Raw genomic sequence first — 14058 nt, 5'->3', positions numbered from 1 at the left:
CCCAAGAATTTTCGGACTATATTTGCCGAAAACGCATCGGGTCTGGAAAACGGTGAAGACGTTTCAGCGACCCTCCACCAACAGACGGGAATCCCTCCATGTCAGCCCCCGACCGTGACGACACCTCGCGCAGGCGCCATGTGGCCGTGGTGCGCGAGATCAACGATGTGCACACCGACTATCCGCGCGAGGCGACCGTGCACGAACTGTTCGCCCGCCAGGCCGAGCGCACTCCGGACGCACCCGCGATCGTGCGCGGCGATCGTCGCCTGACCTATCGCGAACTGCACGCGGACGTGCAGCGGTTGTCCGACCGGCTGATTGCGGAGGGCGTACGGCCGGGCGACGTGGTGGCCGTGGTGTTGCCGCGGTCGATCGAGTGCGTCACCGCGGTCCTGGGCGTACTGAGTGCCGGCGCTGCCTATCTACCCCTGGACCCGGACTACCCCGAACGCCGCCTGACCCAGACCCTCACCGATGCCGAGGTGCGGATCGCGGTCAGCGACGAGAGCCACCGCGCGTCGCTGGACCACCTTGCCAAGGGCCCGGCCGTGGTGGACGTGCACGATCTGCCGGAGTCCACGGGCGCCGCGCGTGCGGTCCGGGTCGGGCCCGACGACCCCGCCTATGTCATCTACACCTCGGGCTCCACCGGTGCGCCCAAGGGTGTCGTCGTCTCGCACCGGGGGCAGGTGCGGCTGGTGCGCGAGGGCGATCCGCGCCTGCGTCTGTCGTCGCGCGATGTGCTGTTGGCCACCACCAATCCGACGTTCGACGTCTCCTGCTTCGAGATGTTCGCCGCCCTGCTCAACGGGGCGTGCCTGGTCGTGGCCGAGGTCGACGCGCTCTTGGACGCCGACTCGCTGGCGGAGGTGTTGCGCGCGGAACACGTGACGGTCATGTGGCTGAGCGCGGGCCTGTTCCATCAGATGGCCATGGTGCGTCCGGCGATGTTCGCCGGGCTGCGCACGCTCATCGCGGGCGGCGACGCGCTCTCGCCGGAAGCGGTGCGCCGGGTCCTGGCGGAGGGCCCTCCCGGGGCGCTGCTCAACGGCTACGGGCCCACCGAGAACGCGTCGCTGTCCACCGTGTACGAGATCACCGAACTCGCTCCGGACGCCCGGACGGTGCCGATCGGTACGCCGGTCGCCAACTCCACCGCGTACGTGCTCACGTCCGACGGCGAACTCGCCGACGCCGGCGAGAGCGGCGAACTGTGGGTCGGTGGCGACGGCGTGGCCCTGGAATACCTCGGCCGGCCGAAGGCGACCGAGGACCACTTCGTGCACGATCCCTTCACCCCGGACGCCTCCGGGCGGCTGTACCGCACCGGCGACCTGGCCCGGTGGCGCGAGGACGGGGTCCTGGAATTCCTCGGACGGCGCGACCGCCAGGTCAAGATCCGCGGCTACCGGATCGAACTCGACGAGATCGAGGCGCACCTGACCAAACACGACGACGTGCGCGAGGCGGCGGTGGTCGCCTCGCACGAGGGCGACCGGGAATCGCTGATCGCCTGGGTCACCGCCGTCGAGGACGCCGACACCGACGAACTGCCCGGGGAATTGCGCGACTACCTGCGCGACCGACTGCCCGAGTACATGGTGCCGCGGCCGATCCTGGTGCGCTCCTCGTTGCCGCTGGCCGACTCGGGCAAGCTCGACCGGCGGCGGCTGCTGCGCGAGGCGCAGGAGCGGGCCGAGGCCGACAGCGCCGAGGGCCCGGATCCGCGCACACCCGTGGAGAAGACGACGGCCGAGGTGTGGTCGGAGGTCGTCGGGGTCGAGACCATCGGCCGCGACACGGACTTCTTCGCCCTGGGCGGGAACTCGCTCCAGGCGACCCGCGTAGCAGCGGCCTGTCGTGCCCGTTTCGACCTCGATCCCGGGCACAGCCGGTTCCTGATCCGTGTCCTGCTCGACAACCCGACGCTGGGCGCGTTCGCCACACGCGTGGCGTCACTGATCGAGGACCCGGGCCAGGACACCGCCGAGGACGCGGTGGACTTCGAGGCCGAGGCGCGGTTGGACCCCGATCGGCGTTTTCCCTCCGCGCAGGAACCCCCCACCACCGGCCGGCTGGTCTTCCTCACCGGCTCCACCGGGTTCCTGGGCACCTACCTGCTCGACGCCCTGCTCGACGACGCAGTCGCCGAGAAGGTCGTGTGCCTGGTCCGGGCGCCGAACGAAGACCGGGGCCGCCGCCGGCTGGCAGCGCGCATGCGTCGCTACGGGCTGGACCCCAAACGCCTGGACGAACGCGTCACCATCGTGCTCGGCGACCTGAAGCAGCCGCGGTTCGGCCTCGACGAAGCCGCGTTCGACGCGCTGAGCGAGTCGGTCGACACCATCCTGCACGCCGGTTCGCAGGTGAACTTCGCCTACCCCTACGCGGCCCTGCGCGAGAGCAACGTGGGCGGCACCCGCACCGTGCTGGATCTCGCCTCGCGCGGCACGGCCAAGATCCTGCACTACGTGTCCACCATCGCGGTGATCGCCGGCTTCGGCGTGTCCGGCGTCGACCGGGTGGAGGAGGACGAACCGCTGCGGTTCGGCGACCGGATCTCGCTGGGCTACCCCGAGAGCAAGTGGGTGGCCGAGCGGCTGGTGGCCCAGGCCGCGCAACAGGGCCTCGCGACGGCCGTGTACCGACCCTACGAGATCACCGGGACCACGGACCGAGGCATCTGGAACACCGACACGATGATGTGCGCGCTGTTCCGCAGCATCGCCGAGACGGGCCTGGCCCCCGACATCCCGCTGCCGCTGGACTTCGTACCCGTCGACTACACCGCGCGCGCCATCGTGCACATCCTGGCCCGACAGGCCGCGTGGGGACACGCCTACAACATCGCCAACCCGCACGACGCGCGGCTGGGATCGTTGGTGGACCGGCTGCGGGCGATGGGCTACCCCATCCGCACCGTGTCCTACGACGAATGGGTCTCGTACATGGCGGACCTGACCGCACGCGATCCCGACCAGCCGATGGCACCGTTCATGCCGATGTTCCTGGAGTCCGCACACGACGCGGACATCTCGGTGAAGGAGATGTACTTCGCCGGCACCTTCCCGGACTTCGGCCGCGCCAATCTCGACGAGGCCCTGGCCGACTCGGGATTGACCTGCCCTCCGGTCGACGACGACCTCCTGGACATGTACCTGCGCTACTTCGTCTCGTCCGGCTTCCTGCAGCCGCCCGAACACCCGGATCGCCCGCAGGCGCACTGACCGCATCGCACACAGGGAGAGGATCATGCGCATCGCCGTCATCGGCGCGGGCATCGCCGGGCTGACCGCCGCCTGGCTGCTCGACGAGGAACATCGAGTCACCGTCCACGAGGCCGCCGACCGGGTCGGCGGCAACATCCACACCGTCCCCGTCAAAGGCGGCGGCGACAGCGCCCTGCCCGTCGATCTGGGCGCCCAACTGCTGTCTCCCACCGCCTATCCCTGTCACACCGCCCTGTGTCGGGCCCTGGGGCTGGCGGCCGACCACACCCTGAACGTGCCGATGACCGCGACCTTCTCACCGGTGGGAGCGACGACGCCGACACTGGTCACCGCCGACTCCCCGGCGGACGGGACCACCGGCCGCACACCGGTGGGCGGCCCGGCCGCGGCGACGTTCGCGACCCTGCTCACCGAAGTGGCCCGCCTGGACGCCGACAACGGCCCCGTCACGACCACGGTCGCCGAACTGGCCGCCACGCTGCCGCCCGACGAGGTACGGGGCACCTTCCTGGCATGGTGTGCCTCTCTCGTCGGCTGCACGCTCGACCAGGCCGCCGAGACGCCCGCACGGGCGCTCGCCGTCTGGACCACCGGAGCCTCCCCCGAACACCCCGACGCCGCGCCCGTGTGGCACCTGCTCGCCACCGGACTGGGGGATGTCGCCGACCGGATCGCCGCCTCGCTGCGCACCGCCGTCCGAGTCGGCACACCCGCGCACACGATCGAGATCCGAGACGGTCGTCCGCACCTGCACGACGCCACCGGAACCACCGACTACGACGCGATCGTCGTCGCGACGCCGGCCCCGCGAGCCCGGGACCTGCTTCGGCGCTGCCCCGATCTCCAGGCCCCGGCAACCCACTTGGCGTCGTACGACTACGTCCCCACGACCGTGGTCCTGCACCGCGACCCCGTCCACATGCCGCCCGACCGGGCGCACTGGTCCACCACCTGCGTCACCGTGGACGATCCGTGGGCCGAGAGCACGGTTTGGCTGGGACCGGTCCTGGGCGCCGACATCTTCAAAAGTTGGGTCACCCACCGCGACGAGCCACAGGACGTCATCGCCCGCGCCGAGTACCGACAACTGCGCCCCACCGTCGCCGGAGCGCTGGCGACCCATGCACTCGCGGCCCATCAGGGCCGCCACGGCGTGTACTTCGCGGGAAGCCACCTCGCGACCGCCGACAGCCAGGAAGCGGCGGTGTGCTCCGCGATCGACGCCGTGCACCCACTGGTCTCCACCGCGGGTCGGTACGCCCTGCTCACCGCCGGTGCCGCCCGACACTGACCGGCCCTCTCGCGCGGCGCCGACACGGCGTCGACGCGCGGGCCCGGCAGCGGTCGACGCCGCCGGGCCCGCGCACATCCCCAGGAATCCACCATGGCTCTCAAGACCGCCGCCCGTACCTCCACCATCTCCTACGACATCCGCGGCCCGTTGGCCGGCCTCGCCGACGAACTCGAGGCAACGGGGCGCGACATCATCCGCCTCCACCTGGGCGACCCGGCGGAACACGGCGTCGCCGCGCCGGCGGCCGTGCTCGACGCCGTGCGGCGAAACCTCGACGCCTCGTGCGGATACGGCCACTCCCAGGGCATACCGCAGGCCCGAGACGCCGTCACCGCCTACTACCGGGAACGCGGAATCGACGACCTCGACCCCGACGACGTCACACTGGGCAACGGCGTCTCGGACCTCGTCCAGGTGGCCCTGCACGCCCTGCTCGACCCCGGCGACCAGGTCCTGCTGCCCGCCCCGGGATACCCGCTGTGGGCCGCGGCCGTGACCCTGGCGGGCGGAACACCGGTGCACTACCGCTGCGACGAGGGGGCCGACTGGACCCCCGATCTCGCCGACCTGCGCGCCCGGACCGGACCGCGGACGGTGGCACTCGTCGTCAACTCGCCCCACAACCCCACCGGCGCGGTGTGGCCCGCCCCCGTGCTCCGCGACATGGTCGAACACGCCCGCGCACACGACCTGACGCTGCTGTCCGACGAGATCTACGCCCACATCCTCTACGACGCCTCGCACACCATTCTCGCCGGCCTCGCGCCCGACCTGGCCTGCCTTACCTTCGGCGGGCTGTCCAAGACCCATCGGGTGCCCGGATTCCGCGTCGGCTGGATGCTGCTCACCGGTCCACGCCGGCACACCGCCGAATACGCGCGCGCACTCCACCTGATCGCGTCGCTGCGCCTGTGCCCCAATGTGCCCGCCCAACACGCGATCGTGCCCGCGCTGCGCGACATCGAGCGGACCGCGAGGGAACTGACCGGGCCCGGCGGTGTGCTGCGCGAACGGCACCGGAGCGCGTGGCGGGCGCTAAGCGGGCTGTCCGACGTCGGCTGCGTGCGACCGCGAGGCGCGTTCTACCTCTTCCCCCGCCTGCCGCCGGGTCGCCGAGACGAGTCGTTTGCCCGCGAACTCCTGCGCACGCAAGGGGTATTGGTCGCCCCCGGCAGCGGCCTGCACCACCCGATGGGCGACCACATCCGGTTGACGAGCCTGGCCGAGCCCGCCCGCTTCGCCGAAGCCGTAACCCGGATCGGCCTCCACCTCGATAGTCCCAGCGGGTCCCCGACGACCCGCTCGTCCCAGCGGTAGGACGCGGAACAGGTCCGCCGACACACGGATACATCCGCACCCGCACGCCTTCGGAGAAGCCCCATGCCACAGGATCGTCTCGTCGACCCGACCGGTGCCGAACTCGTCTGTGAGATCCTCGTGGACGAGGGAGTGACCCACGTCTTCGGCAATCCGGGTACCACCGAGATCCCGTTCGTCCGGGCCGTTGCCCGGCGCGACGACATCGCATACGTGCTCGGCCTGCAGGAGGCGACGGTGGTCGCGATGGCCGACGGTCTGGCCCGCCTGAGCGGACGGCCGGCGTTCGTCAGCCTCCACGCCGCCGCCGGACTCGGCAACGGCGTCGGCGCCCTGACCAACGCGGCGGCGGCCCATGTACCCATTGTCGTCACCGCCGGGCAGCAGGATCTTCGCCACCTGTTGAGCGGGCCGGTGCTGGCCGGGGACCTCGCCGGACTGGCCGAGCCCACCGTCAAGTGGGCACACGAGGTCCGCACCCGCGCGGAGGTGGGACCCTCGCTGCAGCGAGCGTTCCGCCTCGCGCTGAGCCCCCCGACCGGCCCGGTGTTCCTGTCCGTGCCGATGAACCTCATGGACGAACGCGGCCCCGGCACACCCGAACGCACCCCCGCGGGTATCCGCGGCGCGGCCCCGGTCGAAGAGCTGACCAGGCTCCTCGACCGGACACCGGCGCACGAGATCGCCCTCGTCTACGGCGACGAGGTCGCCCGCTCGGCCCCGGACGAGGGCATCGCCCTCGCCGACGCCCTGCGGGCGCCGGTGTGGGGGGCCAGTTGGCCGTCCGCCAACCCCTTTCCCACCACCCACGACCTGTGGCGCGGCTACCTGCCGCCCACTGCCTCGGGCATCCACGAGACGCTGTCGGACCACCGGCTGGTCCTGGTGCTCGGCGCACGTGCCTTCCTCGCCTATTTCCCCTATGCCCCGGGACCCGTGACCGACGCGGATACCCGGGTCGTCCAGATCAGCGACGAGCCCGACGACGCCGGTCGCACCACGCCCGTGGAGTTGGTCCTGCACGGGGACCTGCGCGCCACGATCGCACGCCTGTTGGTCGCCCTGGCCGAACGCCGGCGAGGCGGGCCCGGGCCGGCGCACGCCGATGCGGGGCCGGCGCCCGCCGGTCCGGATGCGGCGGCCGTGCGGGGCGGTTCAGACGGGCCGCTCGACGCGCGCTCCGTCGCTCGCGTCCTGGCCGCCGCGTTGCCCGACGACGCGGTGGTCCTGGACGAGGCTCCCGTGACGACCGTCGACCTGCGCCAGGCGTTGCGCCTGCATCGGCCCAACCGTTATCAGTGGGTCGCCGGCGGCCTGGGCTGGGCCATGCCGGCGGCCGTCGGCGTGGCAATGGCGCCCGCCCGCGAGGGAAAGCGGGTGTTGTGCGTCGTGGGTGACGGGTCCGCCCTGTACTCGCCGCAGGCACTGTGGACCGCCGCCCGACATCGGCTGCCGATCACGTACGTGGTGGTCAACAACCGCGAATACCGCGTCCTGAAGGACAATTGGCAGATCCACACGCCCGGCGACCACGACTACCTGGCCCTGGATCTCGACCGCCCTCGCGTCGACTTCGTCGCCCTGGCCCGGTCCATGGGCGTCGAATCCCGATCCGTCACCGACGGGAAGGAACTGCGCCGCGCCCTGCTCGACAGCCACCGACGCGAGGGCCCGTTCCTCGTCGAGGTACGGCTCATGACACAGCGCGCCCGACCGTAGGTATCGGCACCGATCCCGGGCGATCCGGTGTCACGGCTCCTCGGGACGTGTCCTTCGTCCCTGTTTCGATCGCGAGGATCCGCGACCCGGCACCACGCGAACCCTACGGGCCCGCGTCGTGGCGACGGCGCACGGCGCCACGTGGCCGATCCGCCGGTGGGCCGACCACCTCCGGGGTCGTGCATTCGGCCGGAGCGACGATGTGCGGCCCCGGGGCGGGCTCGATGCGAACGTGGTCGACTCGTCCGTGGGCTTCGGCGGTGGACGTGGAGTCCGGGGTGTTCTCGGCTTGGGCCAGGAGCGTCTGCAGGGTGGTGTAGCGATTGAGGCAGTGGTCGCCGACAGGGGCGATGACTCCCCGGAGGGCGGAGAGGGGAGCGAAGCGTCGAGGGACATTGATGCTCGAGGAGCGATTCTCGATGCCGGTGACGACCCGCCGTGCGACGGCCTGGGGGGTGATGGCCGTGCGGAGGGGGCGAGGCAGGATCGTGGTGAGCAGCCTGGTGGCGATGGCGTGGCCGCCGAACACGCAGGTGGTCAGGGGCGTGTCGACCCAGCCGGGGTTCAGGATGCCGACGGTGGTGTGGTGGACGCGCAATTCGGTGCGCAGGGCGCGGGCGAATTGTTCGACGCCGGCCTTGGACGCCGCGTATGGAGCGTTGAGGACGCCGTTGAGGTGGGCGTAGAGCGAGGAGGTGATCAGGACGTGGCCGCGTGCCGCGGTGACGGCCGGAAGAGCCGCACGGACGGTCCGCCATACACCCAACAGATTCGTTTCCAGGATGCGTTCGAAATCGTCGGGGTCGATGGTGGCGATGGTGGCCGGCGGGTCCGGAGGGATCCCCGCGTTCGCGAACACGACATCAAGGGAACCGAAGCGGTCGACCGTGCGCTCGACCGCTTCCGCGAGGGCGCGCCCGTCGGTGACGTCGACGCTCATGGCGAGGGTACGACCGGGGCCGAGCGATTCGGCCAGACGCGCGAGAGAGTGGAGGTTGCGTCCCGTCAACACCACGTTCGCACCCCGCGCGTGCAGGGCCCTCGCGCTCGCCGCTCCGATCCCACCGGCGGCGCCGGTGACCAAGACGGTCTTGTTCTCCACCGAGTACCTGGGCATCCGGCTCCTTGCGGGACTGCGGGCGCGATTGGTGGGCGGGCCGCCACAGGTCTGCGCCGAGGCCGGCCGCCCAGGATGCTCAAAGTAACAGAGTTTTGACACAGAGTGACTAGCGCCGCCACCCGGTCCGTTCACCGGAGACCGTGTCCTGCCACGGCGTGTCCAACCGCGGAACGACGGGCCGGCCGTATCGTCGACCCCACCGACCCCCGCTGCAGCGCCGCAGGAACGCGCGCCACCGGTCCCGCTCCACCACCCGTCCCACTTCGTGCGCGCGCCCGGCCAACTCCCGCGCTGCGTACGTGTCGTCCCCCGTCGCCATACATGTCATCGTGCCCGACCCGACGACGGGTGATGTGTCCGCGCGGTGGTCGGCCTTCGAGTCGATCGGGATGCACAAGCGGCAACGGGTTCGTCCGGGACACGATCGCTGGCGCTGAGGTGACCGCCTCCGGACCGGTCGATATGCGATTCACGGGGAGCGTCCGGGCCGAGGGATATGGTGTTCACGGCGAAGACGCCCCGGAGAACGACGCGTTCTGCTTCGGAACCTCGAGCACACACGCGACACGCCGACTGCGCCGAGGTCGAAAGTCCGCTTTGATCGCGAACGTGAATGCCTACGGGCTTCCGAACACATCACCTTCGAGAGGATTTCCCTACACGGAGATCGCGGCGACGGCGAGACCGACCACGCCGTAGCGGTCGGTCTTCGGACCGGCCGTGGATCGCAACACCAACGACGGCGGATGGCGGTCAGCCTTCGGGCTGGCCGGGGATCGCAACATGGTCATGCAGGGACAGGGCGGCGGAACCACGCTCATGGCGGCCAGCGTTCGGACTGGCTGGGGATCGCAGCCTCGAACGCTTCGGGACCCTGCTCCGGGACGACGTGTGGCGGTCGGTCTTCGGGTCGACCGGGGATCGCAACGCGGCGAGCACGCATGGCATGGCGGCGGCGTATCGGTGGCGGTCGGCCTTCGGGTCGACTGTGGATCGCAACCCGGGTCCTGCACACCACTACAAGGTGTATCAGCGTGGCAACCTGCCGTCGGGTCGGTCGGGGATCACAACGGGGAACGTCCGGGCCTGGTACCGCTCGAACGCAGGTGGCGGTCGACCTTCGGGCCGACTGGGAATCGCAATCATCGAAGATCGGGTCACCGCAGAATCACAGCGGGGTGGCGACCAGCCTTCGGGCTGGTCGGAGATCGCAGCGTCGTGCTGTCCGTCGAGGCCAAGCAGGCGGTGCGCGCGTGGCGGTCGGCTTTCGGGTCGACCGTGGATCGCAACTTCGTCACGGGCGAGGACATCGGCGAGGCACAAGGGTGGCGGTCGACCCTCGGGTCGCCCGGGATCGCAGCCAGGGATATGGCGGTCGGTCTCGGCGTATCCTTGCGTTGCTTCGGCTATCGAGGTTCGGGTGTGTTCCGTCGACTTCGCGATGCTCGGTGTTCTCCGAGGCTCGGCCGGTTTCGGGTTCCGTTGCCCGTGGTGTCCGGGCAGACTGGGACCGATCGAGAAGCCGAACGGGATCGGGGAGGACACGATGGGCAGGACCACGACCGTCGACGGCAGGACCGTCGAGCTGCCGAACACCCTCGCCGAGATCCGCGCCGCGCTCCCCGAGGAACGCCAGGCCGAGTTCGACAAAACCGTCGCCGAGACCCCCCTGGACGAACTCCCCCGCGTCGCCGTACTCCACTACGCGCTCCCTGACCGGGCCCGGGCGGAGGACGACGCGCTCATGGATCGCATCCAGGCCGGCGACTTCTCCGGCCTGGTCAACGCCGACGGCACCCCGTTCGTTCCGTGAGCGTCTACCGCGTGGCATACGCCCCGGAAGCCGCCCGCGAACTCGCCAAACTCCCACCCGCCCGCCGCACGACTGTCGAGAGGGCGATAGACCGCCTCGCGGACGACCCGTACGCCCACGGAACCGCCCTCGGCGGGGACAAGGACCGCCGCGAGGCCACCGTCACGGACGTCTTCATCGTCTACCTCGTCTCCGCATCCGTACTGACCGTCACCGTTGTGCGCGCCGTACCCGAACCCCACTGAAACCCGCGAACCGACCCACCGACGAACGGAATCTGGACGTACTCGACGCGCAAGGCCTTGGTGCCCGCCGGTGTTCGTTGCGGAGTGTGGTGGGAGTAGAGAGGTAGGCTGCCGTCGTGTCGGCGGGGATGCGGAACCTGCGGCCAGGACGCACCCGACCTCGGAACCTTGAGCACACACGCGACACGCCGACTGCGCCGAGGTCGCTTTGATCGCGAACGTGAATGTCAGCGGGCTTTCGAACGCGGTGGCCCTGGCGGGATTTCCCTGTTCGGGCAGGGTGGCGGTCGACCTTCGGGTCGACTGGGGATCGCAACGGCCAGGGCGGCGCCGAGATTGACGGTCAGCACCGGTGGCGGCCGACCTTCGGGTCGACTGGGGATCGCAACTCGATACGGGCGATGACGTGGCACTCGCGTTGCGCGTGCGGTCGACCTTCGGGTCGACTGGGGTCGCAACCGGTGGGAGACGCCCGATGGCGCGATGTGCCCACGTGGCGGTCGGCCTGGAAGTTCGTTGACGTCCAATGTGGAGAGCGTGACTGCGGGATAGGCTGCGTCGGTGTCGGTGACGAAGTCGCCGCAGGGGACGGTATCTTCTGCTTCGGAACCCCGAGCGCACATGCGACATGCCGGGTGCGCCGAAGTCGAAGGTCCGCTTTGCTCAAGTACGTGAATGTCGGCGGGCTTCCAGGCACGGTGCCTTCGGCGGGATTTCCCTGCTCGGGCAGGGTGGCGGTCGACCTTCGGGCCGACCGGGGATCGCAACGACGGTTGGACGGAGTCACGGGTCTGTCCGCGCCTCGTGGCAGTCGACCTTCGGGTCGACCGAGGGTCGCAACGATCGGACGTAGGTCGGCCGCTCGCAGCAGACGCAGTGGCGGCCGGCCTTCGGGCAGGTTGGGGATCGCAACGCCTGGTCTGGGGCGTCGATGTCCTCGCGCCGGACCAGGCCCCCTCTCGGGCCGGCCGTGGATGGCAACATCACGTGGGTGAGGTGCGTGAGCGAGCCACCGCGTGGCGACCGACCTTTGGGTCGGTCGAGGATCGCAACGCAGGCCGGTCGGGCGTGAGCCCCACGGCCGCCGTGGGAAGCGGTCGATCCGGGTCGGCCGAGGCGCGATACGACGCGGAAGAACTCGTTCGCGTGGGTCCGAACGCCCTCGCGTCGATTCTCGACGCCTGCTGATCCGGGTGGCCCACCGGCCCGCCCCCCGTTCGGGGCGGGCGGTGGGCCCATGTGCTCACGGACTCGACGGTGTCCGTCGCATCGCAACCGACGGGTGGATCGTCAGTAGCAGTCCAGGCTGGAGGCCGCGTCGTTCGACTGCACGTTGGGCGAGCTCGCGCCCGGCAGCATCCTCCAGATGCGGCCGCCGCCGGCGCCGTAGTCGTTCCAGACGTCGACGAACCTCGTCGGGGAGTTGTCCGCCCAGGCCGACGCCTGGTCGTTGAAGCCGTAGTCGGTCAGGTTGATGATCAGGCCCGAGCAGATCGCCGGGATCGCGTTCCAGGCGAGCATGCGCCCGCCGAAGCCGCTGTGCTCCCACAGACAGAACTGGTCGTAGCCGCAGTCGGCGACGCCGCGCAGGCCGGCGAGCTTCAAGGTGACGGCGCCGTTGTGCCAGGAGACGGTGTCCGCGCCGGTCTGCACGCCACCGGGGTGCTCGGCGAGCACCTGGGCCATCTGCGTCCGTAACGATGCCGCCGTGGGGGCGGCGTCGGCGACGCCGGTGCCGACGGGTAAGCCGAGGCCGACGACGACCGCGGTGGCCAGTGCTGCTGACTTGATCTTCATTCGATACCCTCGCTGTCCGTTCGCATGGATACGTTCGGTCCGTTCGCGCGGTTCGATGGATCCGGGAACAGGGACGGCGGGGGTTCGCGGTGGACCCTCGCGGACTCTCTCGCGCAGGGCGGGACGTGCTCACCGGACCGGTTCCGCTCCGCGCCGCTCCCGTACCCATTAAGTCGAACCCGGGGCGCCCGGGCAAGCAAACACGATATGAACTCCCGCCCCAGACAAGGCAATTGGCAATCCGGCACCTCATTGCCCGGCACCCACACCCCGTCCTGCGGGCACCGCGCCGGCCCGGCCGGGAGCGCTCTTCCGTACCGCCGGCGGCCGGTGAAGGAGACGCTGCACCCGGGCATGTGCCGTTCGTCGACCAGGTGTCATCGCAACCCGGTCGCCGGTGCGCTCTTGCCGGGCGCAGCCGGGGCCGTCGGGGAATTCGCCTCCCCCGAGATCATCCGTGCCGGGTACTCGCGGGGCCGGGCAGCGCAGCCGGGAGTCCGGGGATGATCACCCTCGGGGTGTCGTACAGGGTCCGCGTCCACGCGAGATGGCGGTCGACCCTCGGGTCGACCAGGGATCGCAGCCATCGGTGTCGACTCCGCCTTCGACGCGAACGTCGGCAGGCACGGCGGCGCGTCCCGTACGCGGGCACCGAAATCGTCGAGGAACCGAATCCCCCGCTTGCGCGGGGCTGATCGGCCGAGGCATCGAGCTCTCCGTGTAAGCGAGTTGGTCGTACGGTCGGTGCTCCGAGCTTACAATTGCGTGTTCAAGCCGGGTGTGCGCCAGTGGTGCTCTGTCGGGTCGGCGTCACACCGTGATGTGGGCGCCGGTGCGTTGTGTGGACGGGACTGTCGTGCGGCTCGAGTCGGCAAGCTCGGCCCGCGGCCGCCGTCCGAGACGTCGGTTGTCGTCCGGACGGGCCCATGCCGGGCCGGACAAGAGAGTCACCGTGTGGGTGTGCTTGGGACAAGGGGGACCCGTGGACAGGTCGGGCTGCTCGACGACGGATCACGTGTTCCTCGAGTACGCGGTCAAGAAGGGCTTGGCCATCGATCGCGTGCGTTGGCGGCACGTGTTCCGGGACTCGATCTGGGGATTGGCGATCACCCTACTGCTCATCGGGGTGACCTGGGCATTGTTCGGTCCGGTCGTACCGTTCGTGATCGCCGGGGTCTTCGTGGGCTGGGGTGTGCTCTGCCTGGGGTATCGACTGGCCCGGGGCCATCGGCCCGGGTGCGCGGCCAGGTTGGCAACGCTGTCGGTGTTCCGGTTCTTCGAGAACGCCCTTGACGCCGTGGGGCAATAGGGGCGGTTCGGTGGGTTTCCCTGCTCGGGCAGGGTGGCGACCGACCTTCGGGCCGGTCGGGGATCCAACTGCCCCGCTCCGCAGAACGCGCCGGACAAGTGCGAAGTGGCGGTCGACCTCGAGTCGATCGTGGATCGCAACACACCACCCTCGGCCGCCCGCACCTCGGCCCGCACGTGGCGGTCGACCTTCGGGCAGGCCGCAGGTCGCA

General features: G+C 70.4%; 9 protein-coding genes. 7 read left to right on the top strand and 2 right to left on the bottom strand.

The features are described 5' to 3' along the window. Positions 1 to 98: 98 nt before the first annotated feature. The 4 genes from ACMXN5_RS47955 (at position 99) to ACMXN5_RS47940 (ending at position 7563) form a co-directional block, all read left to right on the top strand. Positions 99 to 3230, top strand: coding sequence for an amino acid adenylation domain-containing protein (locus tag ACMXN5_RS47955; protein WP_439681186.1), 3132 nt, complete (start codon positions 99 to 101; stop codon positions 3228 to 3230). A 25-nt stretch (positions 3231 to 3255) separates the two neighbouring features. Further along, the gene (locus tag ACMXN5_RS47950; RefSeq protein ID WP_439681185.1) at positions 3256 to 4524 is read left to right on the top strand and encodes an FAD-dependent oxidoreductase; all 1269 of its coding nucleotides are present in this window, start codon (positions 3256 to 3258) and stop codon (positions 4522 to 4524) included. A gap of 93 nt (positions 4525 to 4617) precedes the next feature. Then, entirely contained in the window at positions 4618 to 5844 is a 1227-nt protein-coding gene (locus ACMXN5_RS47945) for an aminotransferase class I/II-fold pyridoxal phosphate-dependent enzyme (protein WP_439681184.1), read from the top strand. A gap of 63 nt (positions 5845 to 5907) precedes the next feature. Beyond that, complete coding sequence (locus tag ACMXN5_RS47940) at positions 5908 to 7563, top strand: thiamine pyrophosphate-dependent enzyme (protein ID WP_439681183.1); 1656 nt, start codon at positions 5908 to 5910, stop codon at positions 7561 to 7563. 103 nt (positions 7564 to 7666) lie between these two features. Here ACMXN5_RS47940 and ACMXN5_RS47935 read toward each other — a convergent pair whose 3' ends face one another. Further along, positions 7667 to 8680 (bottom strand): short-chain dehydrogenase/reductase, encoded by a 1014-nt coding sequence (locus ACMXN5_RS47935; RefSeq protein ID WP_439681182.1) that lies wholly within the window; start codon positions 8678 to 8680, stop codon positions 7667 to 7669. Between the two features lie 1549 nt (positions 8681 to 10229). On the opposite strand from ACMXN5_RS47935, the gene ACMXN5_RS47930 reads away from it, so the two are divergent. Both ACMXN5_RS47930 and ACMXN5_RS47925 read left to right on the top strand, forming a co-directional pair. Next, a complete protein-coding gene (locus tag ACMXN5_RS47930) occupies positions 10230 to 10496 on the top strand; it encodes a hypothetical protein (protein ID WP_439681181.1) in 267 nt (88 codons plus the stop codon). A gap of 11 nt (positions 10497 to 10507) precedes the next feature. After that, positions 10508 to 10741 (top strand): type II toxin-antitoxin system RelE family toxin, encoded by a 234-nt coding sequence (locus ACMXN5_RS47925; protein WP_439681180.1) that lies wholly within the window; start codon positions 10508 to 10510, stop codon positions 10739 to 10741. 1290 nt (positions 10742 to 12031) lie between these two features. Here the strand turns inward: ACMXN5_RS47925 and ACMXN5_RS47920 are convergent. Further along, the gene (locus ACMXN5_RS47920) at positions 12032 to 12538 is read right to left on the bottom strand and encodes a peptidase inhibitor family I36 protein (protein ID WP_439681179.1); all 507 of its coding nucleotides are present in this window, start codon (positions 12536 to 12538) and stop codon (positions 12032 to 12034) included. Between the two features lie 982 nt (positions 12539 to 13520). Here ACMXN5_RS47920 and ACMXN5_RS47915 point away from each other — a divergent pair. Next, positions 13521 to 13847 (top strand): hypothetical protein, encoded by a 327-nt coding sequence (locus ACMXN5_RS47915; RefSeq protein WP_439681178.1) that lies wholly within the window; start codon positions 13521 to 13523, stop codon positions 13845 to 13847. Positions 13848 to 14058: the final 211 nt, after the last annotated feature.

It is taken from the genome of Embleya australiensis, from assembly GCF_051903075.1.
GTDB lineage: Bacteria > Actinomycetota > Actinomycetes > Streptomycetales > Streptomycetaceae > Embleya.
This window is presented reverse-complemented; position numbering and strand designations above follow the sequence as displayed.

Excerpts from the sequence above, each read along its gene's own strand:
- ACMXN5_RS47920 (WP_439681179.1), bottom strand. The coding sequence starts at position 12,538 with ATGAAGATCAAGTCAGCAGCACTGGCCACCGCGGTCGTCGTCGGCCTC.
- ACMXN5_RS47945 (WP_439681184.1), top strand. The coding sequence starts at position 4,618 with ATGGCTCTCAAGACCGCCGCCCGTACCTCCACCATCTCCTACGACATC.
- ACMXN5_RS47930 (WP_439681181.1), top strand. The coding sequence starts at position 10,230 with ATGGGCAGGACCACGACCGTCGACGGCAGGACCGTCGAGCTGCCGAAC.
- ACMXN5_RS47955 (WP_439681186.1), top strand. The coding sequence starts at position 99 with ATGTCAGCCCCCGACCGTGACGACACCTCGCGCAGGCGCCATGTGGCC.
- ACMXN5_RS47950 (WP_439681185.1), top strand. The coding sequence starts at position 3,256 with ATGCGCATCGCCGTCATCGGCGCGGGCATCGCCGGGCTGACCGCCGCC.
- ACMXN5_RS47935 (WP_439681182.1), bottom strand. The coding sequence starts at position 8,680 with ATGCCCAGGTACTCGGTGGAGAACAAGACCGTCTTGGTCACCGGCGCC.
- ACMXN5_RS47940 (WP_439681183.1), top strand. The coding sequence starts at position 5,908 with ATGCCACAGGATCGTCTCGTCGACCCGACCGGTGCCGAACTCGTCTGT.